This window comes from Arcobacter sp. ISO1 (assembly GCF_058105185.1).
This window is the reverse complement of sequence record NZ_CM176573.1, coordinates 348,132-374,648: the sequence shown is the minus strand read 5'-3', so window position 1 is coordinate 374,648 and position 26,517 is coordinate 348,132. Positions and strand designations below refer to the sequence as shown.

Sequence of the window (26,517 nt, the reverse complement as noted above, 5' to 3'; positions counted from 1 at the left end):
TATATTTGCAAGGTTAATAATGAGTATATCAATAGGTTTTGAAAAAGATATTTTTTCATTAGAGAAACTAAAACTTCCCACAAGACATTACTACTTTAATGATACAGAAAACTATGTAAAGTTATTAAGTATAGGGGAAGGAATTTTCCCAAAAGATAGAATAAAAACTAATATTAAACTAGTAGACTCCACGGCAATAGTGACTACTGAAAGTGCTACAAAAGTATATCCTTCAAAAAAAGAGTTTGGAATAAATTATATAAATATTGATCTAAAATCTTCAAACCTAGAAGTTTTAAATGATGAGTTGATTTTATATAAAGACTCAAAACTCCTTCAAATACTAAGGCTTAATGCCGATGAAAATTCAACCTTCTTTTATTCTGATATTTTAACACAAGGTAGAAGTTACGAACACTTTGACTTTGATTCTATGTTAGTTAGAAATAAATTCTTTTGTGAAAAGAAACTTGAATATTTTGAGAATTTTGAAGTCTTAGGTGAGGATTTAAAAGAGTATATAAAAAGACATGATAGTGAAAACTATATCTATTTAAAAATATATATTAAGACAAAAGATGATGATAAGTTTTTAAAGGAACTTCATAGTAATAACTTTGAGTCCTTCACTTTTACAAAATCAAAAAAAATGATTTTAGGCTCAATTAGTGCAAATAATATGATAGAGATAAAAAAATTGCAAAAAGAGATTTGGGAACTTTATAGAAAAAATTTAAATAAAAAGGAATTTTGTTTAGGTAAACAATAAAGATTCCTAAATAAAATAAGAGATAACTAATTAAGGTGTTATATGAAAATTGAAATAAAACCAAAACCTCTTACTCGAGAAGCTTTTAAAAATTTTGGTGAAGTTATAAGTAAAGAGGGTAGGCCTTCTATAAGTATTAACAGAGATTCTGCCCAAAAGTTTTATGAAGTATGTAATATGGATACAAATGAAAAAAGTGGGATGACAACCTTACATATTTATATAGGAAATAAAAGAGAGTTCCCTTTACAAATTGATATGTTAGAAAAACATCCATTATTTTCACAAACATTTATTCCAAGAAGTAAAGAACCATTTTATTGTGTTGTTGCTTTAGGTGGTAGAGAACCTGACTTATCAACTTTGGAAATCTTTGAAACTAATGGTGACCAAGGAGTTCATTATAATAGAGGAGTTTGGCATTTCCCTTTAATATGTGTAAAAGATAAAGAAGAGTTCATTGTTTTAGATAGAGCAGGATTAAATAAAGAAGAAAAAATAATAGTTGAACAAGTAGAATATAATATGAAAGATGAAGAGATTTATTTAGTAAGGGAGTAATCAAATAAAAAGATGAAAGTTAAAAAATAACTTTCATCTTTTTTATTACTTGTCTAATAACAATTTATCATCATCTAACTCTTCGCCATCTTTTTTTGCAAGGGCGAATAGATTAAGTAGATCTTTCACTTCATAATCAGATCTTTCTTTACCTTCTAAATCAAAGATAATTTTACCTTCGTGTAACATAATAGTTCGGCTCCCATGATCAAGTGCTTGTCTCATAGAGTGAGTTACCATCATTACAGTTAATGATTTCTCTTCAATAATCTGTGAGGTAATATCCATAATAAGTGCCGCTGTTTTTGGATCTAATGCCGCTGTATGTTCATCTAGTAATAAAATACTACTTGGTTGTAAAGCAGACATCAATAAACTTACTGATTGTCGCTGACCTCCAGATAAAAGTCCCATTTGGGAATTTAATCTATTTTCTAATCCAAGATTAAGTCTACTTAATTGCTCTTTAAATAGTTTTCGTAATTTATTATTTAGTGCAAAAGATAGAGTACCTCTTTTCCCTCTACCATAAGCAAGAGCCATATTCTCTTCAACTGTTAAATCACCGCATGTTCCGGCAAGTGGATCTTGAAATACTCTAGCTATATCTTTTGTACGACCAGTTGCAGGTAAAGCTGTAACATCTCTATCATTAAAAAATATCTGACCATGAGTTGTTTCAATATCACCTGCAATAGTATTTAGCAAAGTTGATTTTCCTGCACCATTTGAGCCAATAACAGTTACAAACTCTCCAGTTGGTATTGTTAAATCAACACCTCTTAACGCTAACTTTTCAGTTGCTAAGCCATGATTAAAAGTAACATGTAAATCTTTACAAGAAATCATACTCTTTTCCTTTTAGCTTTTTTAGTTTTATATTCACTACGCAATTTTGGAAATATTAATGATAAGGTAACAAGTACTGCTGTAAGTAAATTTAAATCAGATGCTTGGAAACCTAAAAAGTCTGCATTAAGTGCCATAGAAACTGCAACTCTATAAAGAATAGAACCTAGAATACAACTTAATACAACAACTAACATAGACTTTGTTCCAAATAAGGACTCCCCTATAATAACAGCAGCAAGTCCTACAACAATAGTTCCAATCCCCATTGTTGAATCTGCAAAACCACTAGTTTGTGCAAATAAAGCTCCTCCTAGTCCTACTAAACCATTTGATAAAGCTAGTCCTACATATACTTTTTCTTTAACAACAATACCATTTGCTTGAGCCATTCTTTTATTAGAACCAACAGCTCTCATTGCTAAACCATATTCAGTATATAAAAACCATGCTAATAATAAACCACCAAGAATTGCACATACAGCTACAAATATAACTTTTAAATACATAGCTGGAATTCCTAAATCTTCAAATGGAGTTAGCATAGTAGGCTCCATAATTAAAGCAAGATTTGGTTTTCCCATCACACGAAGATTTATTGTGTATAAAGCTGTCATTGTAAGAATACTTGCTAGAAGATGAAGAATATTAAAACGTAGATTTAACCAAGCTGTGACAATACCAGCACTTGCAGCTGCTAGTGTACCTAACAAAGTTGCCAAATAAGGATTGACTCCAGATACTATTAGAGCAGCAGTTGCCGCTGCTCCTAGAGTGAAACTTCCATCAACAGTTAAATCTGGAAAATCTAAAATACGAAAAGTAAGATAGACTCCCATAGCAACTAAACCATAAATAAACCCTATTTCAAGTGTTCCTAAAAAAGCATAAAGTGACAAGTTGACAACTTTTAATTATTTAACAATTTTAGTAGCTTTTTCAAGTACTGATTTTGGAACTTCGATACCCATTCTTTTAGCCATTTTTGGATTAACATAAAGATCAGTTCCCTTTGCCATTTTTACATCAATAGCTCCTGGTTTCTCACCTTTTAAAATTCTTATAACTATATCTCCAGTTTGACGACCCAAATCAAAGTAGTTATAACCAACCGCAGCAATTGCTCCTCTTTCTACTGTACTTGTATCACCAGCAAAAACTGGAACTTGTGCATCAATTCCAACTTTTACAACTGATTCAACAGCAGAGATAATAGTATTATCAATTGGACAATAAATCGCATCTACTTTACCAACTAATTGTTTAGCTGCAATCATTACATCTGATGATTTGGGAGCAGCAGATTCAACAATTTTTATCCCCATTTTAGAAGCTTCATCTTTTATTGAAGCTAACATTGAAACAGAATTTGCTTCTCCTGGATTATAAGGAATACCTACAACTTTAAGATTTGGAATAAAATCTTTTATTAATTCAAGGTGCTCTTTAACATTTGCCATATCTGATAGACCTGTAACATTTCCACCTGGTTGTTTTAAATTTGGAACAAGTTTTGCAGCTAGTGGATCTGTTACAGCTGAAAATACAACTGGAATTGTTTTTGTAGATGTAACTGCCGCTTGTGCTGATGGTGTTGCGATTGCAACAATAATATCAGGATTGTCTCCCACCATTTTTCTAGCAATTTGTGAAGCAATATCAGGTTTTCCTTGCGCACTTTCATAGGTGAACTTAAGTTGATCACCACTATAACCATTATCATTTAATGTTTGTTTGATTCCATCTCTTACAGCATCTAGTGCTGGATGTTCTACAATTGCAGTTGTTGCAATATATACAGGTTTAGCTTGTAAAGCAGAAGATACTAAAAGTGTTGACATAAGGGCACTTTTAAAAATTGAACTTAATTTCATAATGAATTCCTTAGAATGATTTATTATTTGTTTAAACTTAAAAAAAATTTTTAAAAAAATTGTGAAATATTGTATATCTTTACAACTAAATGGTTACTTAGATGAAAATATAAAAGTGGTATGAATAATTCATCTATTATGTTTCTAAAATAAGTATTACGTCCTATTTTTATTAAATATCTTGAAATAACTGATTGCTTAGTTTATATAGTTAACATATTTTTGTCTACTAAATAAACATAACAAACCATATTTTCTTATCATTTTTACATATAAAGGCCTTAATGTCGTATTCTAATGAGATATATTTAGTAAATGCTAATCAAAAAATTTTTCCAAATTATTTAATTGTATAAATTGTAAACAATTATTGTAAACAATCATTGTAGACAATGTGCTAACATGATTTTCATGATTTATCAATGATAAATACTAATTAAAATTTAGGAGACGAAATGAAAAGGTTTATGAAACTTAGTTTAGTAGCTGGGCTACTAAGTAGTACACTTTTAGCACAAGATACAATTAAAATTGGTTTTGTTGGGACACTTTCTGGAGCAAATGCTGCATGGGGAACTTCAAACGTAAGATCAATGGAAACATCTGCAGATATTTATAATAATCAAGGTGGAGTTGAAATTGGTGGGAAAAAATATAAGGTTGAAATAATTCCATTTGATGATGCATATGATCCAAAAATTGCAGTTGCAGGTATGGAAAAAATGGCTCAAGAACAAATTAAATATGTAATTGGACCAAATGATGATGCCCAAGCAATTGCAGTTAGACCAATTGCTGAAAAAAATAAAATAGTATATTTCCCATATGCTTTTAATAAAAGTTTATACAAAAAACCAGCTAACTATGCAGTATTTGGGATGATTGCTTCTTATCAATGGGAACCAGCAGTATATAAATGGTTACAAGATAATAAAGATGTTAAAACTATTGCATTTCTTGCAGCAAATGCAGCTGACCCATTAAATCAAAGAGACAATGGTATTCAAATTGCAAAAGATTTAGGTTTAGATGTTGTTGAAGCAAAAGCTACATATAAAGCTGATACTAGAGATTTCTTCTCTGTAATTACTCCAGTTATTAAGAAAAAACCTGATTTATTAGTTCTTTCAGGGGTATCTCCTGCAACTGCACCACTAATCATTAAAACTGCTAGACAATTAGGATTTAAAGGTTTTATGGCAGCTGGAACTGCTCTTGATGCTGGTATCTTAAAAGAGGGAGCAGGGGACGCTGCTAATGGATTTATTTGTCAAGGTGGAGCAGATGCTTCTATTCAATCTGAAGTTATGGAAAAATGGGTAGATACTTATACAAAGAAATTTGGTGAGTACAATGATGAATCAAATACAAAAGTATTTGCTTTAGAATATATTTTAGAAGTTATGAAATCAAATCCAAAAGCTATAAATGATGCAGATGAGTTCTTAAAAACTGTAGATTCTGGATGGGAAGCTCCAAATAAATTCTTTAAAGATAAAGATGCAAAACTTAAATTTGTAGGTACTACAACATTTGGACAAGATAGACAATTGGGTGTTCCATTAACTCCAAAAATCTATAAAAATGGAAAGTTCGAAACATTATTTGTTGGTTCAGCTGACTAATTTAAAAGAGGCATCCTTTGATGCCTCGAACAATTAATTTTTTTAGGAAAAAACTTTATGGAACAAATATTACTTAATGGTTTAATCTCAGGCTCACAATATGCTCTAATTGCCCTTGGATTAACTCTTATTTTTTCACTTATGAGTATTCTTAATTTTGCCCATGGACAGATGTATGTTTTAGGTGCATTTGTTACTTATTATGTATATGGAAAATTAGGATTACCTTTTATTGTAGCTGTTATTGCTTCAGGTTTAACGTTAGCACTAATAGGTGCGATATTCGAAAAATATCTTTTTAACACAGTTTTGAAAAGGTCAGTTAGGGAAGAAAGCTCAATGCTTTTAGCAGCTGGAACTGCTTTTTTCCTAGATGCTTTAATTCTTATTGTTTTTGGTGAAAAACAAAGAAGTGTTCCTGCACTTGTAGATGGTGTGTTTTTTGGTGAGGAGTTTGGATTAGATATTATTATTCCATACAATAGAGTTGTTATTGGTTTAATCGCAATTGTAATGATTGTTTCGTTTATTTTATTTATGCAATATTCAAAACCAGGTCGAGCTATGAGAGCATTAGCACAAGATAAAACAGCAGCTCAACTTATGGGGGTTGATTTAGATAGATATAGTTTAATTGGATTTGCCCTTGGTGCAATGCTTGCAGGTGTAGCTGGAAGTTTATTAGTTACTATTACAGGAGTTAATTCAGGTATTGGTGGAGGTATTTCAATACAAGCTTTTACTATGATTATGATTGGTGGAGCTGGAGTTATCTCAGGAGCTATTTTAGGTGGATTTATCTTAGGACTTGTAGAAGCATTTGGACTTTACTACTTGCCTGGAGATATAACATATCTTACGATTTTTGTTGGTCTTATGATATTTTTAACTTTACGTCCACAAGGACTTATGGGTAAACCTTGGGGGTGATTTATGGAAAATAAAAAATTTATAATACAAGTATCAATAGCATTAGTTTTTCTTCTTATATTAATCCCTTCAGTTTTGATTTTAATGGGAAGAAATGATTATCTTTATGGAATCACATCAGTAGCAATTTTAGCAATGATTAGTTCAGGTGTTTGGTTGACTTTTTACATGGGAAGAATAAATATTGGACAAGGTGCATATGCTTTAATTGGAGCATATACAACAGCTGTTTTAGTTACACAATTAGAACTATCTTTTTGGATATCTATTTTTGTAGCTGGTTTTGTAGCGTCATTTTTTAGTATTCTAATAGGTATTCCTATTTTAAGATTAAAAGGGGTGTATTTCTCAATGATTACACTAACTTTAACTGAGGTTGCAAAGCTATTAGCTATTGCACTAGTTCCAATTACAAATGGTCCTAGAGGAATTACAAATATTCCAGTTCCTGGTGAATTAAGTATTTTTGGACTAACACTTATCCCCGATTTTGCAACAATGGAAAATAGTAAAATTGGCTTTTATTACCTTGCGGTTATTGCTATGATTATAACTTTTGCAATAATGTATAGATTAACAAAATCAAGAATGGGTATCTTGCTTAGGTCTTTACAACAAAATGAAGAACTAGCTTCATCATTTGGAGTAAATATTGCTTATTTAAGAGTTTTATCATATGCAATTGCTTCATTCTTTGGTGGAGTTGGAGGAGCTATATTTATAAACTTAACACAATCAGTTTATCCAACAACTTTCCAAGTTGCTGATTCAATTAACTATATGCTTTATACTTTTTTAGGTGGATTGGCATATGTATTTGGACCTATTTTAGGAGCTTTTGTTTTATACTTTTCTTGGGATTTATTATTTGTTTTCAGAGAGTATCAGTTACTTATTTATTCTGGAATTATGATTTTATTGATGATATTTTTACCAAATGGGATATTAAGTTTAAGGTTTAAAAAATGAGAAAAAGAATTTTAGAAGTAAATAACTTAAGTAAAAAATTTGGTTCTTTATATGCTGTAAATGATGTTACCTTTGAAGTTTATGAAGGTGAAATTTTATCTGTAATTGGACCTAATGGAGCAGGTAAATCAACAACATTTAAATTAATCTCTTCATTTTTAAAACCAAGTTCAGGGGAAGTGATTTTTAATAGAGAAAAAATATCAGGATTAAAACCACATTTAGTGGCTAGAAAAGGTGTTGTAAGAACTTTCCAAGAGACAACAGTTTTTAAAAGTATGAGTGTTAGGGATAATATAATTATTGCTCATCAATTACAAGCAAAATCAAATCTTTTAGGGTTTTTCTTTAATACAAAATTAGCAAAAGCAGACAATAAAAGATTTGGTAAATCTGCCGATGAGATTATTGATTTTTTAGGACTATCTGAAGTGCGAGATGAGTTAGCATCTAATTTACCACATGGATTATTAAGAGCTTTAGGTATTGCAAATGCTTTAGCTTGTAAACCAAAGGTTTTATTATTAGATGAACCTTTTGCAGGGATGAACCATGATGAAACAAGAAGATGTATGGATATGGTAAAACAGATTAAGCGTTCTGGAGTAACTGTATTATTAGTTGAACATGATATGCCAGCAGTTATGGAGATATCAGACAGAATTGTAGTTATTAGTTTTGGAGAAAAAATTGCTGAAGGAAAACCAGCGCAAATCCAAAAAAATCCTAAAGTAATTGAAGCTTACTTAGGTGTAGAAGATGAAGAGTTAGGAATTTAAAATGGCATTATTAGAGTGTAAAGATTTAGAAATAAATTATGACCAAGTTAGAGCTGTAAAAAAAGTAAACTTAAGTCTTGAAGAGGGTGAAACAATAACTTTAATTGGAGCAAATGGTGCTGGAAAATCTTCTATTTTAAAAGCAATTACAGGACTTAAAAAACCAAGTTCTGGAGAGGTTTTATTAAATGGTGAAAAATTAAATGGATTAAGTCCATCTAAAATAGTTGAAAAAGGTATCGCCATGACTCCTGAAGGAAGAAGAGTATTTCCTTATATGAGTGTAAAAGATAACCTTTTAATGGGTGCTTTTACAAGAAAAGATAAAGCAGGGATACAAGAAGATTTAGAGAAAGTACTTGATAAGTTTCCAAGATTAAAAGAGAGATTCAAACAACAAGCAAGTACTATGAGTGGTGGTGAACAACAAATGATGGTTATTGGACGTGCTTTAATGTCAAGACCAAAAATACTTCTTATGGATGAACCTAGTCTTGGTATTGCCCCAAAACTAGTTCAAGATATTGCAAGATCAATTGTACAAATTAATAAAGAAGATAAAGTTTCTGTTATCTTAGTTGAACAAAATTCACGTATGGCACTTAAAATTTCAAATAGAGCATATGCAATGCAATTAGGGGAGGTTTTATTAAGTGGAAACTCAAAGGATTTAATCCATGATGAAAGAATAATTGAATTATATTTAGGGGGAACTCACTAATGAAACTTGCAATAATAAATCCAAACTCAACAGAATCTATGACAAAAAAATGTGAAGAGGTAGCTTTAAAGTTTAAAAATCCTGATACGCAAGTTTGGGCTTCAAATCCAAGTGATAGTCCCAAAAGTATTGAAGGGCATTTTGATGAGGTGAAATCTTTGATGGGCTTAATGAGTGAAATCAAAAAAGCTAAAGAGTGGGGAGCAGATGCATATGTAATTGCTTGTTTTGATGACCCAGGATTAGAAGCTGCAAGGGAGCTTGTAGATGGTCCAGTTATAGGTATTTGTGAAGCTGCTATGCATATGACTTCAATTGTCTCATCAAGTTTTTCAGTTGTAACTACTTTAAATAGAGCTATTCCAATTATTGAAGAGTTAAGTCATAAATATGGTATGGATAAGTTTTGTAGAAAAGTAAGAGCTGCAAATATTCCAGTTTTAGCATTAGAAGATGGAACATGTAATGCAATGGAAAAAATAGAGAGTGAGATTTTAAAAGCAGTTAAAGAGGATAATTGTGAAGCAATTATTTTAGGGTGTGCTGGAATGGCTGATTTAACAATTGAGTTATCAAAAAGATGTAATATCCCAGTAGTTGATGGTGTTTTATGTGCAATTAAGATGGCTGAATCAATGGTTGGAGCAAAGCTTCAAACAAGTAAAATAAATTCATATGCTTATCCTATAGAAAAATAAAGTTTATAAATGGGGTCATTTTCAGAGTTTATTTTATGGTTTGGGGTAATTTTTCCATTAGTTTTTAGTGCAGGCCCAGGAAATGTATTATGTGCAGTTTGTGGTGCAACAAATGGATTTAAAAATTCAATTCCTTTTATACTTGGATTAAATCTTGTTTATACCTCTTATTCTTTACTTGCTGGTTTTGGATTAGCTTCAATTTTAAACTCTTTTCCTAAACTGTTTTTTGTAATTCAACTTTTAGGTGTTGGGTATATTTTTTATCTTGCCTATAGATTTTTATTAAGAAAAAATATTGAAAGAAAAGAGTCAAAAACAAAATTAGGATTTAAAGATGGTGTAATATCCCAAGCACTAAATATAAAAGGGATTTCAATAGTTTTTACTATGTACTCTCAATTTTTAAACAAAGATGAGACTTTAGTTTATGAAGTTTTAACTCTTAGTTTAGCTTTATTGGTTTTAAATCTATTTACCCATATGACTTGGGTTTATGGTGGATCTTGGATGGCGAAAAAGTTTGCATCCAATTATGCTGTTGAGTTACAAAGTAAAGTTTTTGGTGTGTTATTGATATTAATTGCCTTATGGTTATTGTTCCAACTATTTAATTAATAGATTGTTTACAGAAACTAGAATGTAAATTATTATATAATGAACAAGCATAAAATGAAAAAAGTGGGAGAAACTTTTAATGGACAAAAATGATTTATTTACTTTAGAAGATAATATAGTAAATTTTATATTTGATGCAATATTTACAAAAAATCTTCAACCAGGTACTAAATTATCAGAAAGTGTTTTAGCAAAAGAGTTAAACACAAGTAGGGATGTTGTAAGAAAAGCTTTTAGTAAACTACAAACTATGGGAATTTTAAGTTACAAAAAAAATCAAGGTTTTAATGTCGTTTGGATTAGTGAAGAGAATGCAAAAGATATTTTTACAACAAGAAAAATAATTGAGGCAGGAATTGTCGAAATTGTTACAAAAAGACATTCAAGGGAAAATTTAGACCTGTCAGCACTTTTGGAAAATATTGACACAGAAGAGTATCTAAAACTATCTCATAGAAATGGAGAGTATGTTAAATCCTCTTGTGATTTCCATCTAAACTTAGCTGCATTAAGTGAAAATGAGTTTTTAATTAATGCCCTAAAACCTCTAATCCCTTTAAGTATTCTTGCTGCTTTAATTTATGAAGATGAAAATACTGAATTTTCTTCATATGATGAACATAGGGTTTTGATTGAGACAATTCAAAGTAATAATGTTACTAATGCAAAAAATGTTATGTCAGAACATTTAGATCATTGTCTTGATGTTTTAGACTTTGATTTAGATATTATTAATAAAAAGAATAAATTTCTTTTTGCCTAACTAAGTATTTATAAACAAAGTTAAGCTTACTTACTTTTCTCTATTTTTAAAACAATTGTATAAAAAATAAACACAGATTGTAGACAATCATTGTAGACAATCTGCTAAAATTCTCTTATAAATAAATTAAGAAGTCTTTTTGGCTTTTTTTATGAGAGAAAAAAATGATATATGAAAACTATCCAAGAGATTTAATTGGTTATTCAAATGAACCTATAAATCCAAAATGGCCTAACAATGCAAAAATAGCTTTACAGTTTGTTTTAAATTATGAAGAGGGCGGTGAAAACTGTATCTTACATGGTGATGAGGCTAGTGAGATATTTCTATCAGAAATGAATAACCCTCAAGCTTTTTATAATCAAAGACACAAATCTATAGAATCACTATATGAATATGGTTCTAGAGTTGGTGTTTGGAGATTATTAAAACTGTTTAAAGATTTTGATATCCCCGTAACAATTTTTGCAGTTGCTATGGCAATTGCAAGAAATCCAAAACTTGCTGAATATCTTGCACTTAACAACTATGACATCTGTTCTCACGGCTACAGATGGATTAACTATCAAACAATAGAAGAATCAATTGAAAGAGATCACTTATATAAAAGTATTGAAATATTAGAAAAAATGATTGGTACTAGACCACTTGGTTGGTACACAGGTCGTGATAGTGAAAATACTAGAAAACTTGTTGCCCAAGAGGGTGGATTTTTATATGATAGTGATGCTTACAACGATGACTTACCTTACTTTTCCTCTGAAATTACAGATAAAAAACATTTAGTGATTCCATATACGATGGATACAAATGATATGAGATTTGTATTTGGTGGATTTAACCATAGTGATGAATTTTTCAATTATCTAAAAGATAGTTTTGATTGTTTATATGAAGAGGGACAAACTAGTCCAAAAATGATGAATATAGGGATGCATTGTCGAATCTTAGGAAAGCCTGGAAGATTCCAAGCAATAAAAAGATTTTTAGAATATGTAAAACAATTTGATGATGTATGGTTTTGTAAAAGAATAGATATTGCTAATCATTGGCACAAAAATTTCAGTATATAGAGGATTTAATGAAAACAAATAATGAAGTGAATAATTTAACAAATGTATCAAGTATCGACCTTGGAGCAAATGTAATTTATACAACAGATGAATTTTTCGCTAGTGCAAATAGAATGTTAGCAGAAACAGAAGCTGTATTTAAAGATGAGTTTGATGACAATGGTCACTGGATGGATGGTTGGGAAACCAGAAGAAGAAGAGATGGGAAAAATGACCATTGTATTATTAAACTTGGTGGCTTATCAAAAATCGAAACTTTTTTAGTTGATACTTCACATTTTAGAGGTAACTATCCATTAGCAGTTTCAATAAAAGGATGTTGCGTAAAAGATATTGAAGATAAAGATTTTATTAATAAGAAAGATGATTTTGAATGGCTTGAATTATTAGAACAAAGTAATTTACAAGGTGATTCAAAACAATATTTTGATTGTAAATCATATGATGAATTAACTCATTTAAGAGTTGATATTTATCCTGATGGTGGAATTGCTAGGTTTAAAGCTTTTGGAACTTTATGTTTTGATGAGAAACTTTATGAAAAAGAGAATGTAAATGTAACATCTATGAGCAATGGAGCTAGAGCAGTTTATGCAAATAATGAATTTTTTGGACCATTAAAAAATATCTTAAAAGATAATGTTGCGATTAATATGGGTGATGGATGGGAAACTAGAAGAAGAAGAGAACCTGGATTTGATTGGGGAATCATTGAGTTAGCTCAACCTGCAATTATTGATAATATTATGGTTGATACAAACTTCTTTAAAGGAAATTTTGCAGATTCTTTTTCTATATGCGCCGCATATTTAGATGAAACAACTGACAGTGCAGTGGTTACTCAAAGTATGTTTTGGGAAGAGTTAGTTTCAAAACAAAAACTACAAATGCATTCTAAACATGAGTTTGACAATTCATACATCTTACATAATAAACCAATAACACATATAAGAATTAATATTTTCCCTGATGGTGGTATTTCAAGACTTAAGATGTTTGGAAAATTTGTAAAAAAAGTGAAATAAAGAATTATTATGAGTTTAGTTTTAAAACCAGAGTCTTTAACTAGTAAAAGTTTTAGTGAGTATGGAAAAGTTTTGAGTGTTGAAGAGACTCAATCAATAACTATAAATGATGGCTTTGCACAAAAACATTTTAATCTTTGCAATATAGATGCAAATGAGAAAGGTGGTGTTGCAACTGTTCACTTTTATATAGGGAAAAAAAGAGAATTTCCTTTATCTATAAATATGATGGAGAAACATCCTTATTTTTCACAAACTTTTATACCAAGAAGTAACAATCCTTTTTTAGTGGTTGTTGCTTTAGGTGATGATAAACCAGATTTAAAAACACTTAAGGTTTTTAAAACAAATGGAAACCAAGGGTTTCACTATAAAAGAGGAATTTGGCATTTTCCTTTAATCTCAATTGAAGACAATGAACAATTCATTGTAATTGACAGAAATGATTTAGGAAAAAGTGCAAATAAATTGGATGACTGTATTGAAATAAATATTGATACGGAAATTAAAGTTTTAAAAGAGATGTAATGAAAGTAAAAGTTAATAAATCTCCACCATAAAGATGACTTTTAAGCTCTCACAAAAAAGTCATACGGGCAATGTGATTATAAGAAAACTAACGTAAAAAGTTGTTTAAGAGAGCCGGTTATTTGGGAAATGTTTATAAATTTATTTAAATAAAAGGGAAAATAACATGATTGAAAATATCAATAATGATTCTTTGGCTCCAACATCAAAGAGTGAAAAAAAATGGAAATGGTTTGAGGTGTCTAATATTTGGGCAAATGATATACAAAGTTTATTTGGATACACCCTTGTGGCATCACTTTTTATAAGTTATCAAGTTACAGGATGGACTGCTTTTGCAGCACTTATAGTTGCAGGATTACTTGTAACTTTTTTAGTTAATATTTCAGGAAAAGCTGGTGTTGATTATGGAATTCCATATCCAGTATTAGCAAGATCTAGTATGGGAATAAAGGGCGCAAAACTATCAGCTATTATTAGAGCAATTGTTGCAGTGTTTTGGTTTGGTGTTCAAACATATTTTGCTTCAACTGCACTTCATCTTTTAATTACTGCCCTTACAGGTATAAAATTAGAAACAACATATTTAGGAATTGATGCTATTGGATGGTTATCATTTTTTATTGTTTGGGTTCTTCAAATGGTTATTTTCTCAAAGGGTATGAACTGGGTTTCTAAGTTTTTAAATTTTGCTGCTCCTTTTGTTTATATTATTATGATTGGTTTATTAGTTGTTTTATGGAGTAAATCAGGTGGTGAGTTATTTAGTATGGCTAATAATATCTTCTCAAATAAACAATCAAGTTTAAGTAGTGAAGTTAATGGTTTTTTTGCAATTTTAGGGACAATGATTGCTTACTTTGCAGCTGTTATGATTAACTTTAGTGATTTTTCAAGATATGCAAAAGATAATAAATCAATGGTAGTTGGAAATTTAGTTGGACTTCCTTTTAATATGGTATTTTTCTCTGCTTTAGCACTTTTAATTACAGCTGGTTCAGTTGTTGTATTTGGTGAAAAACTTACAAATCCTATGGATATTGTTGAAAGAGCAGATAGTACGATTTTGAGTTTAATTGCTGCAATTACATTCTTTACTGCAACAGTTGGAATTAATTTAGTAGCAAACTTTATCCCTGCAGTTAATGGTATTTCAAATTTAGCACCAAAAAAACTGTCATTTAAAAAATCAGGACTTATTACCTCTTTCTTTGCACTTATTATTGGTGGGTTTTGGGTAAGCTTTATTAGTCAAGTTGGTATTAGTCCAATTGTTAATACTCTAGGTGCTACATTAGCTCCATTGTATGGAATTTTAGTAATTGATTACTTTTTAGTTAAAAAACAAACTTTAGATATAGACTCTTTATATGATGAATCACAAAATAGTGAGTATTTTTATGAAAATGGATGGAATAGTAGTTCACTTATTGCTTTTATAATAGGTGCAACATTTTCTATTTGTACTGTATGGATTGAATCTTTAAGTTCATTAAATGGATATGGATGGATAATTGGAGCAATTTTAGGGGCAATTGTACATTTAGTTTTATCAAAAAAAGCAACACAAAATCAATTAGCATTTAATTAAAAGAGGGAAAATGGGAAATAAAATTTTACAAGGAAGTTTAAAAGTAGATGAGTCTTTATTTAATTTAGTTAATGAAGAGGTTTTACCAACGACAACTATTTCAAAAGAGAGCTTTTGGAATAGTTTTGAAAATATCATTGAAGAATTATCACGAGAAAACAAAAATTTATTAGAAAAAAGAGATACCCTACAATCTTTAATTGATTCGTGGCATCAAAATAATAAATATGATGTAAACAATTTGCTTGAATACAAAAACTTTTTAAAACAGATTGGATATTTAATTGAATCAGATGAGAGTTTTAAAGTTGAAACTTCAAATGTAGATGAAGAAATAGCTATTCAAGCAGGTCCTCAACTTGTGGTTCCTGTTAAAAATGCTAGATTTGCATTAAATGCAGCAAATGCTAGATGGGGAAGTTTATATGATGCCTTATATGGAACTGATGTTATCTCAAAAGAGAGTGATTTAGCACCAACAAAAGAGTATAACATCAAAAGAGGTGAGGCAGTTGTTTCCTATGCAAAAAAGTTTTTAGATGAATCAATACCATTAGAAAATGGTTCCTTTGAGGATGTAAAAGGGTTTAAAATTGATGAAGATACTCTTCAATTTATTTTAACTGATAATTCATCTACAAGTTTAAAAAATAAAGAAAAGTTTCTTGGATATATAGCAGATAAAACAAATCCTAAAGCATTGATTTTTAAAAACAATAATTTACATATTCAGATTTTATTAGATAAAGAAAGTTTCATAGGAAAGCTTGATATTGCTGGAATAAAAGATATAGTTTTAGAATCAGCAGTTTCAACGATAATGGATTGTGAAGACTCAATTGCAGCAGTGGATGCTTTAGATAAAGTTGAAGTTTATAGAAACTGGTTTGGTCTTATGAAAGGTGATTTAGAAGAAAGTTTTACTAAGGCTGATAAAACAATCACAAGAAAACTAAATGATGATATTGTTTACAAATCTTTAGATGGGGAAGAAAAAGTCTTGCATGGAAGAAGTTTATTATTTGTAAGAAATGTAGGACATCTTATGACAAACCCTGCAATTTTAGATAAAAATGATGAAGAGGTTTTTGAAGGAATTATGGACTGTATGATGACAGTTTTATGTTCACTTGTTGATATTGAACAAAAAAATTCTAAATCAAATTCTAGAGAAAAAAGTGTTTATATTGTAAAACCAAAAATGCATGGACCAGCAGAAGTTGCCTTTGCTGTTAAACTTTTTGAAAAGGTAGAAAAAGCTTTAAATATTCCAGAAAATACAATAAAAATTGGAATTATGGATGAAGAAAGAAGAACAACTATAAATTTAAAAGAGTGTATAAAACAAGCAAAACAAAGAGTGGTTTTTATCAATACTGGATTTTTAGATAGAACAGGTGATGAGATTCACACTTCTATGTTAGCAGGGGCATTTGTTGCTAAAACAAAAATGAAAGAACAAACTTGGATAAAAGCATATGAAAGTTGGAATGTTGATATTGGTTTAGAGTGTGGTTTACAAGGTAAAGCTCAAATTGGTAAAGGGATGTGGGCAATGCCAGATGAGATGGCAAAAATGATGACTGAAAAAATATCTCATCCAAAATCAGGTGCAAATACAGCTTGGGTTCCATCTCCTACAGCAGCAGTTTTACATGCTATGCATTATCATAAAATAGATGTTTTTGAGATTCAAAATGAACTAAAAAATAAAAAAAGAGCATCAATTGATGAGCTTTTAACACTTGCACTTATGGATGAAAATGAGATTATGAGTAAAGATGAAATAAAAAAAGAGCTTGATAACAATGCCCAAAGTATTTTAGGATATGTTGTAAGATGGGTTGATGCAGGAATAGGTTGTTCAAAAGTTCCTGATATCAATAATATTGCACTTATGGAAGATAGGGCAACCCTTAGAATCTCATCTCAACATTTAGCAAATTGGATTGAACATTGTATTTGTTCTAAAGAAGATGTTATGGATTCTTTAAAAAATATGGCAATTGTAGTTGATAAACAAAATGAAAATGATCCTACATATATAAAAATGGCACCATTATATGATGGCTTTGCCTTTAAAGCTGCTTGTGATTTAGTATTTAAAGGGAAGGCTCAACCATCAGGTTATACAGAACCATTATTACATAAATATAGACAGGAATTTAAGCTAAATAACTTATAAAACTGCTTATAAAATAAACAATTGTAAATATAGTAAACTATATTTTTTGGATAAAATATTGCACAAAACAAAGGAGGTGTTGGATGTTTTTAACAAATCGTGAACAAGAGAAATTGATGATTTATACAGCTTCAAAGCTTGCACTTGAAAGAAAAGAAAAGGGATTACAACTAAATTTCCCAGAAGCAAATGCGATTATAAGTTCTTTTATACTTGAAGGTGCTAGAGAGGGGAAAAGTGTTGCCCAACTTATGGTAGATGCTACAAAAGTTCTAAAGGCAGATGATGTAATGCCTGGTGTAGCTTCTATGATGCACATGGTTCAAACAGAAGCTACTTTTGATGATGGTACAAAACTTGTTACAGTTCACAATCCAATACCTGTAACTCAAACTGAGATAACTCCTGGTGAATATTTTATTGATGAGGGAAAAATTGAATTAAACGAAGGTAGTGAAGTTACTACAATAGAAGTTGAAAATGTAGGAGATAGACCTATTCAAGTGGGTTCTCATTATCACTTCTTTGAAACAAATGCCTTTTTAGATTTTAATAGAGAATTAGCCTATGGTCAAAGATTAAATATCCCAAGTGGTACCTCTGTTAGATTTGAACCAGGTAGTAAAAAACAGATTGAAGTAGTTCCATTTAAAGGAAAAAGATATATAGCTGGATTTAATGGTTTAGTAAATGGTTATCTAGATGAAGAAGAGACAAAAGAAAAAGCTATGAAAAACCTTGAAGAGTTTATAAAAAATAAGTAAAACTCGTTTTACACTTTAGAGTTTGCTACTTTAGGATTGATTTATTCAATCCATTAAAAGTAGTCATTAAATAAAAAGGTCCCTTCAAATTTGGGACAAATTTTAAGGAATAATATGAAGATAAGTAAATCAAAATATGCCTCAATGTATGGACCAACAACAAATGATAGATTTAGACTTGCTGATACCTCTTTAATTGCAAAGATTGAAAAAGATTACACAACTTATGGTGAAGAGTCAAAATTTGGTGGTGGTAAAACAATTAGAGATGGGATGAGCCAATCTCCATTAGCTGTTGAAACAGCTGATTTGATTATTACAAATGCTGTTATTATAGATTATACAGGTATTTACAAAGCTGACATTGGAATTAAAAATGGAAAGATTTCAGCCATTGGAAAATCAGGAAATCCATATAATACTGATGGTATAACTGAAGGCTTAGAAATAGGTGCAAACACTGAAATACTTTCAGCTGAAGGAAAAATCATAACTGCCGGTGGAATAGATTCACATATTCACTTTATAAGTCCATGTCAAATTGATGAAGCACTAGCAAGTGGAGTTACGACTATGATTGGTGGTGGAACAGGACCAAATACAGGAACAAATGCTACAACTTGTACTCCAGGTGAATTTAATATTCAAAAAATGATTGAATCTGTTGATGATTTACCATTAAACTTTGGATTTATGGGAAAAGGAAATAGCTCAAATTATGATGCTCTAAAACATCAAATTGAAGCTGGTGCCATGGGATTAAAACTTCATGAAGATTGGGGAACAACTCCAAATGCCATAGATACTTGTTTAAAAGTTGCAGATGATTTTGATGTTCAAGTAGCTATTCATACAGATACTTTAAATGAATCAGGATTTGTAGATAATACAGTAAATGCCTTTGGTGGAAGAACAATTCACACCTTCCATAGTGAAGGAGCAGGAGGTGGTCACGCACCTGATATTATGAAAGTTGCAGGTTTAGAAAACATACTTCCTTCAAGTACAAACCCAACTTTACCTTATACAAAAAATACAATTGAAGAGCATCTTGATATGCTTATGGTTTGCCACCATTTAAGTCCAAAAATCCCTGAAGATGTAAGTTTTGCAGAAAGTAGAATTAGAGGTAATACAATTGCAGCAGAAGATGTTTTACATGATATTGGAGCTATTTCAATTACAAGTTCAGATTCACAAGCAATGGGAAGAGTTGGTGAAGTGGTTATAAGAACTTGGCAAGTAGCAGATTCTATGAAAAAACAAAGGGGAGCTTTAGAAGGTGATGATTCTCTAAGTGATAATGAAAGAATCAAAAGATATGTTGCAAAATATACTATAAACCCTGCTATTGCTTGTGGTATTGATGAACATGTTGGAAGTGTAGAAATTGGAAAAATGGCAGATTTAGTTCTTTGGACACCTGCATTTTTTGGAGTTAAGCCAGAAATTATCATAAAAGGTGGATTTATAGCTCTTGCTATGATGGGGGATTCAAATGCATCTATTCCAACACCAGAACCAAATGTTTACAGACCTATGTTTGGAAGTTTAGGGAAAGCAGCAGCTAATACAAGTGCAATGTTTGTATCCCACTTAGCAATTGATAACGGCTTAGAAGAAAAACTTGATACAAAAAAAGTAATGCTTCCTGTTAAAAATACAAGAAATATTGGTAAAAAAGATATGAAGTTAAATGATTTTATCGGGGATATTCAAGTTGACCCTGAAACATATGATGTAACAGTAAATGGTGAAACTATAACTTCAAGTTACCAAGAAGAATTGCCAATGGCAAAAAAATACTTTTTATTCTAAAAGAACAACTCGTTGTTCTCTTTAGGGTTTGCTTCTTTAAGAGGAATTTATTTTCTCTGTTAAAAGAAGTTAATATAATAAATGGTCCCTTAGAAAGTGGGACACTTTTTAAGGATTTATAATGATACAAAAAGTTGTAGAGATTACAAGGGACATTGAATCAGATGATGAAGTACTTCTAGATTGGTTTGATATGCAAAAACCAAATCTATGTGCAATAAGTAAAAATGGCTTAGAATTTATAGTTAAAGCAAAATATACTCATCTTCATGAAAATGATATTTTAGTTTGTGAAGATGGGCATAAAATAAAAATCTCTAAATCAGAAGATGAGATTTATACCTTAACATTTACTGACCATATCACTTTTGCTAGAATTGCATATGAGATAGGAAATAGGCATCAGCCAGTTTGTATAGAGGATTATAAAATCACAATTTTAGAAGATATCTCAACACAAGATATTATTAAAGCGTGTGAATCTATTGATAAAGTAGAAGTAAAAAAACATAGGGGTATTTTTAAACCAAATGGTAATGCACACCACAGCCACTAATAGTAAAAATCAAGCAAGAGCTTTAAGTAGATTTTTGCAGCTTCTAGATGGTGTTTTCCCATCTGGAGCATTTGTTCATTCCTTTGGATTAGAACCTCATATAGTTTTAGATTTTGTAAATGATAAAGAATCTTTAAAACAATATCTAGAAAACATAGTAATAGACCAATATCAAAATCTAGAGTTTGTAGCTGTAAAAAAAGCATATAGACTATTAGAAGAAAATAGATTAAATCATTTAGTAAAAGAGGATGAAAAATTTTCTTCAATGCTTAGTTTTGAATATGCTAAAGCTTCAAAAGATTTAGGTGAAAACTATTTAAAGCATATAAACTTTGATATAAAAGAAAAGATTGTTCAAGAGTATTTTGAACTTGTTAAAAATAAAAAAAGTTTTGGAAATGAACTTTTTATTTTAAGTGCTTACGCTTATGAATTGGGACTTGAATGTGATACATTTTTACTTTTTTGGACAAAAAAGTCTTTAATAAATATAGCAAGTGCAAGCTTAAAGATATCAAGAATAAAACCAACTGAAATACAACAGATTTTGTTTTGGTTTGATGAGATTTTAGAAGAGAAAATTAGTTCAAGTTCAAAGAACATAAGTAACTTCAATCCTTTATTTGAAGAAGTTATCTTTAGTCACTTAAATCTTGAACCAAAAATGTTTGCAACATAGGATAATTGTCTTTTTACACAATTTCTTCGTTAAAAGTTCATTCATTTACAGTAGTAAACTTCATAAACTTTTGCCTTGAACTTGCACAAAAAATTCAATTATCAAGTTTTTTGAAGAGAAGTATTTGGTATTTTTTTAGATAGAAAGAAAATTTATATTAACTACATAAGAAAACCTCTGCAATGGTAGGGTAAAAATCTTTGATTTTTGGGCACCCACCATGAAGCCCTTTTCATTGTGGTTGATATAAGTTTTTACAGGATAGGAAATTTTATGAGTATTAAAATAGGAATAGCAGGACCAGTAGGAAGTGGAAAAACTTCTATTATTGAAAAATTAACAAATATGTTAAAAGATGAACACTCTTTAGGTATTGTTACAAATGATATATATACAACAGAAGATGCAAATTATCTAAAAAATAAACTTGATTTAAATAGTGACCAAATCATTGGAGTTGAAACAGGTGGTTGCCCACATACAGCAATTAGAGATGATATCTCAATGAATCAAAAAGCAATTGAAGAGCTTGAAGAAAAGTTCAACCCAGATATTATCTTTGTAGAAAGTGGAGGGGATAATCTTAGTGCTACTTTTTCATATGAATTAATTGATTATTATCTATATGTAATTGATGTGGCTCAAGGAGCTGATATACCAAGAAAAAAAGGTGCAGGATTACTATTTTCAGACCTTTTAGTTGCAAATAAAACTGACCTTTGTCCCTATGTAAATGTGGATTTAGAAAGTTACAAAAAAGATGTTCAAGAAAGTAGAAAAAATAAACCAAGTATCTTTTTATCAAACCAAGATGAACAAAGTTTTGATAAACTAAAAGAGTGGATAAAAGCCTTAATGTAAGTGTTTTTTTAGACGGGATTTAAATAGTATAATTATTATTCAGAAGTCAAAAATATTTTTAGTATTATTTGCGTATAATCTTGTAACTTTAGAAACAAAAGGTTAAGCCTATATGAATACAAAAAATAATGATTCTTTATTAGATGAGTATTTTAATTCAATTGAAAAAATAATTCTTTCAAGACAAGACCCAATAACAGGTTTATTACCTGCAAGTACTGCAATAACTGCCCATGGGGATTATACTGATGCATGGGTTCGTGACAATGTATATAGTATACTTTGTGTTTGGGGTCTTAGCCTTTCTTATAAAAAATTTGATCCAGACCATTTTAGAACATATTATTTAGGACAAAGTGTTGTTAAGCTTATGAGAGGTTTACTCATATCTCAAATGAGACAATCTGACAAAGTAGAAAGATTTAAACATACACTAAACCCAACAGATGCACTACATGCTAAGTATGGTACTAAAACAGGACTTCCAGTTGTAGGTGATGACGAATGGGGTCATTTACAGCTTGATGCAACTTCAATTTTTATTTTAATGTTAACTCAAATGACTGCTTCAGGACTTAGGATAGTATATAGTATTGATGAGGTTAATTTTGTTCAAAACTTAGTTCATTATATTAGTAGAACATATTGTACTCCTGATTTTGGTATTTGGGAAAGAGGACATAAAATAAATACTGGAAATGCAGAGATTAATTGCAGTTCAGTTGGTATGGCAAAAGCAGCACTTGAAGCAATAGATGGTTTTAATCTTTTTGGAAATGTTTCTTCTAAAGAATCAATAATTCATGTTATTCCAAGTGATGTTGCAAGGTCTAGGTTTACTTTATATAATTTATTACCACGGGAATCAAGTTCAAAAGAGACAGATGCAGCACTTTTAAGTATCATAGGATTTCCTGCTTATGCAATTGAAGATAAACAAATTGTCAAAAAGACAAAAGATAAAATCCTTAAAAAACTTCTTGGAAACTATGGTTGTAAAAGGTTTTTACTTGATGGTCACCAAAGTTTCTTGGAAGATCATACAAGATTACACTATGAAGTTGATGAGTTAAGAGAATTTGATAATATTGAATCTGAATGGCCACTATTTTTTACATATTTACTTTTGGATTCATTAATGCAAGGAGATAAAGAGGAAGCAAAACACTGGAGAGAAAAGCTTGAAACTTTATTTGTGGAAGTTGATGGGATTAAATTATTACCAGAACTATATATAGTTCCAAAAGATTTAATCGATGCAGAAAAACAAAAGCCAGGTAGTCAAAAAAGAATTCCAAATGAAAATATACCTTTAGTTTGGGCTCAAAGTTTATTTTTACTTTCAGATATGATTCAAAACGATTTATTAAGTCCAAGTGATATTGACCCTTTAAATAGAAGAAAAAGAATTGGACATAAAAGAAAAACTTATCCAATGGTTACTTTTTTAAGTGAAAATGAGATTGTTAAACAAGAGTTATTAAATTTAGGTTTTGAAAGTGAAACTTTTGAAGATTTAAAACCTTTAAAAATAATGCATGCTTCTCAACTAAGTGAGGTACAAAACCTTATTGGAAAAAATGATAAATTAGGATTAAGTGGTAGACCATCATGGGTACCACGATCTATAACTACTGCAAGATTGTATATTTTAGCTGGTGAAAAAATAGTATTTGTACCATACTATTTTAATCCAAAAGGTTTTTATTTTAGTCATGATAACAAATTTTTAGTAGAGCAATTCAAATCTTCATTAATATTCTTAGCAAATCATTGGGACCAAGCAGGTCAACCTATTTTACCTTTTTTAATCAGAGAAGATATGTTAAATGATATTAATAGGGATAAGGTTCTAAAGCTTTTAAATGAACTTCAAAATGGAAGGCTTGAAGGTCTTGAGATAAAAACTGCTCCATTGGGACAACTTTTAAATACAGCAGCTGTCGAAAGAGTTGAAAATATTCATGGTCTTGAGTTAAAAAGTTTTGAGACAAATTCTGATAATAAAACATTTTATAGTGCCTCTTTATTGGGCTATGATACAAAAAATATTGAAGATAATCTAAGTTCATATAATTTTAAAGATGACAATGAATTACAAAATTTACTTAATGAAAATATTTCATTAAATGCAAAGGCACATATTATTGAGATTTTATATTCAAGATTCGGCTTTGATTATAAAATTCAAAGTGAAGGTAAATATATAGATTTAAAATCATTGGCTCAATACTATTATGAAAATGCATCTAATTGTCATAATTGGGCTGTTGTTAGAAAGATGGCAGATATTTTAGAAATATTTGATGATAGACTAGAAGATTCACTTTTAGAAGTTGTTATTAGACAAAAGAGATTAGCTGTTGGAAGGGCATATAGTGAAAGTGCAATATTTTCAAAACCACTTGAGAGCTTTAATATTTTAAAAACCATAAAAGAATCATGTGGGGAAAATTCTGCTGAAAATGTTTTAACACAAGAGATAATTTTGCATGTAGGGCATTTAATTAGAATTGAACCTAATCTTTTTGAAAATATGCTTACAATTAGAACATGGTATTTAGTTCAACTTCTTGTATCAAATATTAGTAGAGAAAATTTTGTTGCCATTGGAGATGCTTATGAATATCTTCTTTCTTTGGCTCCCCATGCCGTTTATGATAGTCTTCGGGATATTTTAGAATCATTTTCAAATGAAGTTGGAATGATGAAACAAAATGAAAATATCCAGGCTTCTGGAGTAGATAATATTCAAAATATTTTAACTCCTAATGAAGAAGTTGAAATTAAGATGGATAAAGACTGGGCTATTTGGAGAAAAAATATAGGGATGATTGGAAGTACGAATTCACAATTTTACAAAGGTGTTTGGTACTTACTTCAACAATGTAATGGTTTGGTTATTGGAGATAAGTATAATCAATACAATAGAATGGGTTCAGATTTAACCCTTGATACAACAGCAGGGGAGAGAAACTTTGAATTAAGAGTTGATTCTTTGCTTCAAAGTATAAAGGCTTCAGAATACAGACAATTAAACGTTGAAGCCTTACAATCTTTATCTAGAGTCTTTAAAGAAAATCCTGAAATCAAAATTGATTCAGATATTCTTATTGATGTATTAATTGGACATGCAGTAAGATTAGCTTGGCAAAAAGAGCATGAACATGAAAATTATGATGAGCAAAAAGGTCAAGCATGGAGTGCTTTTTATGAACTTTCACCAAAGAAAACTGATGAGTTTTTTATTGAAAGTTTTATGCATTTACTAACATTAAAGGATTAGAGGTGATTTTAGCTGGAGATATTGGTGGAACTAAAACAAATCTTGCTTTATTTGAGTTAGTTGATGGAAAGTTAGAAACTATTGTTCAAGAACAATTTGCAAGTAAAGATTATGAAAAATTTATGGATTTAATAATATCTTTTAAAGAGAAAAACTCCATAGAACAAATTGAAGCTTTATGTTTAGGAATTGCAGGGCCTATTATTGATGAAAGGTGTAGGACTACAAACCTTCCTTGGGATATAAAGGCAAGTGAATTAAAAGAAGAGTTTGGAATAACAAGCGTTAAACTTTTAAATGACCTTGAATCAACTGCTTATGGGATGCTTTATTTAGATGAAGAAGAGTTTATAAATCTAAATCCAACGGGAAGAAAGAAAAAGGGAAATATAGCAGTAATTGCAGCAGGAACTGGATTAGGTGAAGCAATTTTATATTTTGATGGTAAAGGTTATAATCCTATTGGTACAGAAGGGGGACATACTGATTTTGCTCCAATTACATCACAGCAAGATGAACTATTAACTTGGTTAAGACGTAGATATCCTGGACATGTAAGTTATGAAAGAATTGTTTCTGGAATTGGAATTTATACTTTATATGAGTTTTTAGCAGAAACAAATTTTGCCCCACAGCCACAAGCTATGTTAAACTTAGAGGATGGTGTAGATAAAAGTGCTATGGTAAGTCAGTGTGCTTTAGAGCAAAATGATCCCTTATGTTTAGAAGCATTGAGGCTTTTTGCTGAAATCTATGCCGCTGAAGCTGGTAATTTAGCTTTAAAATCTATGTCCTTAGGCGGAGTGTATATTGGTGGCGGTATTGCTCCTAAGATTTTACCAATCATAAAAAGTGAGTATTTTTTAAATGCTTTTTTTAGTAAAGGTAGATTTGAAGATTTACTTAGGGTTATGGAATTAAAAGTATCGCTTAATCAAGAGACAGCTTTAATTGGAAGTGCTAGATATGCCTTTGATAAATTAGTTTAAAGA

General features: G+C 30.2%; 25 protein-coding genes. 22 read left to right on the top strand and 3 right to left on the bottom strand.

Translation table 11 applies throughout. The features are described 5' to 3' along the window. Positions 1-19 precede the first annotated feature (19 nt). Complete coding sequence (locus AC2TY9_RS01785) at positions 20-769, top strand: urease accessory protein UreD (protein ID WP_489779101.1); 750 nt, start codon at positions 20-22, stop codon at positions 767-769. A 42-nt stretch (positions 770-811) separates the two neighbouring features. Next, positions 812-1,330: an ureidoglycolate lyase gene (locus AC2TY9_RS01780; RefSeq protein WP_489779100.1), complete on the top strand. Its 519-nt coding sequence runs from the start codon at positions 812-814 to the stop codon at positions 1,328-1,330. A gap of 45 nt (positions 1,331-1,375) precedes the next feature. Here AC2TY9_RS01780 and AC2TY9_RS01775 read toward each other — a convergent pair whose 3' ends face one another. Genes AC2TY9_RS01775 through AC2TY9_RS01765 form a run of 3 tightly spaced genes read right to left on the bottom strand, consistent with a single transcriptional unit; the run spans position 1,376 to position 4,053 of the window. Further along, positions 1,376-2,179 carry an ABC transporter ATP-binding protein gene (locus AC2TY9_RS01775; RefSeq protein WP_489779098.1) on the bottom strand — a complete coding sequence of 268 codons (804 nt, stop codon included), beginning with the start codon at positions 2,177-2,179 and terminating at the stop codon, positions 1,376-1,378. After that, positions 2,176-3,078 (bottom strand): ABC transporter permease, encoded by a 903-nt coding sequence (locus AC2TY9_RS01770; protein WP_489779096.1) that lies wholly within the window; start codon positions 3,076-3,078, stop codon positions 2,176-2,178. Before AC2TY9_RS01770 ends, AC2TY9_RS01775 begins: the two co-directional genes overlap by 4 nt. A 15-nt stretch (positions 3,079-3,093) precedes the next feature. Further along, complete coding sequence (locus tag AC2TY9_RS01765) at positions 3,094-4,053, bottom strand: ABC transporter substrate-binding protein (protein ID WP_489779095.1); 960 nt, start codon at positions 4,051-4,053, stop codon at positions 3,094-3,096. A gap of 455 nt (positions 4,054-4,508) precedes the next feature. Between AC2TY9_RS01765 and AC2TY9_RS01760 the strand changes: the two genes are divergently transcribed. The 20 genes from AC2TY9_RS01760 (at position 4,509) to glk (ending at position 26,514) form a co-directional block, all read left to right on the top strand. Next, positions 4,509-5,678: an ABC transporter substrate-binding protein gene (locus AC2TY9_RS01760; protein WP_489779093.1), complete on the top strand. Its 1,170-nt coding sequence runs from the start codon at positions 4,509-4,511 to the stop codon at positions 5,676-5,678. Between the two features lie 57 nt (positions 5,679-5,735). Then, complete coding sequence (locus tag AC2TY9_RS01755; protein ID WP_489779091.1) at positions 5,736-6,608, top strand: branched-chain amino acid ABC transporter permease; 873 nt, start codon at positions 5,736-5,738, stop codon at positions 6,606-6,608. 3 nt (positions 6,609-6,611) lie between these two features. Beyond that, a complete protein-coding gene (locus AC2TY9_RS01750) occupies positions 6,612-7,577 on the top strand; it encodes a branched-chain amino acid ABC transporter permease (protein ID WP_489779089.1) in 966 nt (321 codons plus the stop codon). Further along, positions 7,574-8,356 (top strand): ABC transporter ATP-binding protein, encoded by a 783-nt coding sequence (locus AC2TY9_RS01745; protein WP_489779088.1) that lies wholly within the window; start codon positions 7,574-7,576, stop codon positions 8,354-8,356. The genes AC2TY9_RS01750 and AC2TY9_RS01745 overlap by 4 nt, the downstream gene beginning before the upstream one ends. A 1-nt stretch (position 8,357) precedes the next feature. Further along, positions 8,358-9,077, top strand: coding sequence for an ABC transporter ATP-binding protein (locus AC2TY9_RS01740; RefSeq protein ID WP_489779087.1), 720 nt, complete (start codon positions 8,358-8,360; stop codon positions 9,075-9,077). Beyond that, positions 9,077-9,775, top strand: a complete 699-nt coding sequence (locus AC2TY9_RS01735; RefSeq protein ID WP_489779086.1) for an aspartate/glutamate racemase family protein — start codon at positions 9,077-9,079, stop codon at positions 9,773-9,775. Before AC2TY9_RS01740 ends, AC2TY9_RS01735 begins: the two co-directional genes overlap by 1 nt. 9 nt (positions 9,776-9,784) lie before the next feature. Further along, the gene (locus AC2TY9_RS01730) at positions 9,785-10,393 is read left to right on the top strand and encodes a LysE family translocator (protein WP_489779085.1); all 609 of its coding nucleotides are present in this window, start codon (positions 9,785-9,787) and stop codon (positions 10,391-10,393) included. Between the two features lie 79 nt (positions 10,394-10,472). Continuing rightward, positions 10,473-11,156: a GntR family transcriptional regulator gene (locus tag AC2TY9_RS01725; RefSeq protein WP_489779084.1), complete on the top strand. Its 684-nt coding sequence runs from the start codon at positions 10,473-10,475 to the stop codon at positions 11,154-11,156. Between the two features lie 164 nt (positions 11,157-11,320). Continuing rightward, the gene (puuE, locus tag AC2TY9_RS01720; RefSeq protein WP_489779082.1) at positions 11,321-12,229 is read left to right on the top strand and encodes an allantoinase PuuE; all 909 of its coding nucleotides are present in this window, start codon (positions 11,321-11,323) and stop codon (positions 12,227-12,229) included. A gap of 8 nt (positions 12,230-12,237) precedes the next feature. Next, positions 12,238-13,254: an allantoicase gene (gene alc / locus AC2TY9_RS01715; protein WP_489779081.1), complete on the top strand. Its 1,017-nt coding sequence runs from the start codon at positions 12,238-12,240 to the stop codon at positions 13,252-13,254. 9 nt (positions 13,255-13,263) lie between these two features. Then, entirely contained in the window at positions 13,264-13,782 is a 519-nt protein-coding gene (locus tag AC2TY9_RS01710) for an ureidoglycolate lyase (RefSeq protein ID WP_489779080.1), read from the top strand. Between the two features lie 166 nt (positions 13,783-13,948). Beyond that, on the top strand, positions 13,949-15,373 hold the full coding sequence (locus tag AC2TY9_RS01705; RefSeq protein WP_489779079.1) for an NCS1 family nucleobase:cation symporter-1: 1,425 nt from the start codon (positions 13,949-13,951) through the stop codon (positions 15,371-15,373). Positions 15,374-15,383: 10 nt separating this feature from the next. Then, complete coding sequence (locus tag AC2TY9_RS01700; protein ID WP_489779078.1) at positions 15,384-17,558, top strand: malate synthase G; 2,175 nt, start codon at positions 15,384-15,386, stop codon at positions 17,556-17,558. Between the two features lie 83 nt (positions 17,559-17,641). Further along, positions 17,642-18,322, top strand: coding sequence for an urease subunit beta (locus tag AC2TY9_RS01695; protein ID WP_489779077.1), 681 nt, complete (start codon positions 17,642-17,644; stop codon positions 18,320-18,322). A gap of 114 nt (positions 18,323-18,436) precedes the next feature. Continuing rightward, the gene (gene ureC, locus AC2TY9_RS01690; protein ID WP_489779075.1) at positions 18,437-20,140 is read left to right on the top strand and encodes an urease subunit alpha; all 1,704 of its coding nucleotides are present in this window, start codon (positions 18,437-18,439) and stop codon (positions 20,138-20,140) included. A gap of 121 nt (positions 20,141-20,261) precedes the next feature. Further along, a complete protein-coding gene (locus AC2TY9_RS01685; protein ID WP_489779074.1) occupies positions 20,262-20,696 on the top strand; it encodes an urease accessory protein UreE in 435 nt (144 codons plus the stop codon). Then, positions 20,671-21,378, top strand: a complete 708-nt coding sequence (locus AC2TY9_RS01680; protein ID WP_489779073.1) for an urease accessory protein UreF — start codon at positions 20,671-20,673, stop codon at positions 21,376-21,378. The genes AC2TY9_RS01685 and AC2TY9_RS01680 overlap by 26 nt, the downstream gene beginning before the upstream one ends. Positions 21,379-21,651: 273 nt before the next feature. Then, positions 21,652-22,239: an urease accessory protein UreG gene (gene ureG / locus AC2TY9_RS01675; protein WP_489779072.1), complete on the top strand. Its 588-nt coding sequence runs from the start codon at positions 21,652-21,654 to the stop codon at positions 22,237-22,239. 112 nt (positions 22,240-22,351) lie between these two features. Beyond that, positions 22,352-25,525, top strand: a complete 3,174-nt coding sequence (locus AC2TY9_RS01670) for a phosphorylase b kinase regulatory subunit alpha/beta (RefSeq protein WP_489779071.1) — start codon at positions 22,352-22,354, stop codon at positions 25,523-25,525. 2 nt (positions 25,526-25,527) lie between these two features. Further along, positions 25,528-26,514, top strand: coding sequence for a glucokinase (gene glk / locus AC2TY9_RS01665; RefSeq protein WP_489779069.1), 987 nt, complete (start codon positions 25,528-25,530; stop codon positions 26,512-26,514). Positions 26,515-26,517 lie beyond the last annotated feature (3 nt).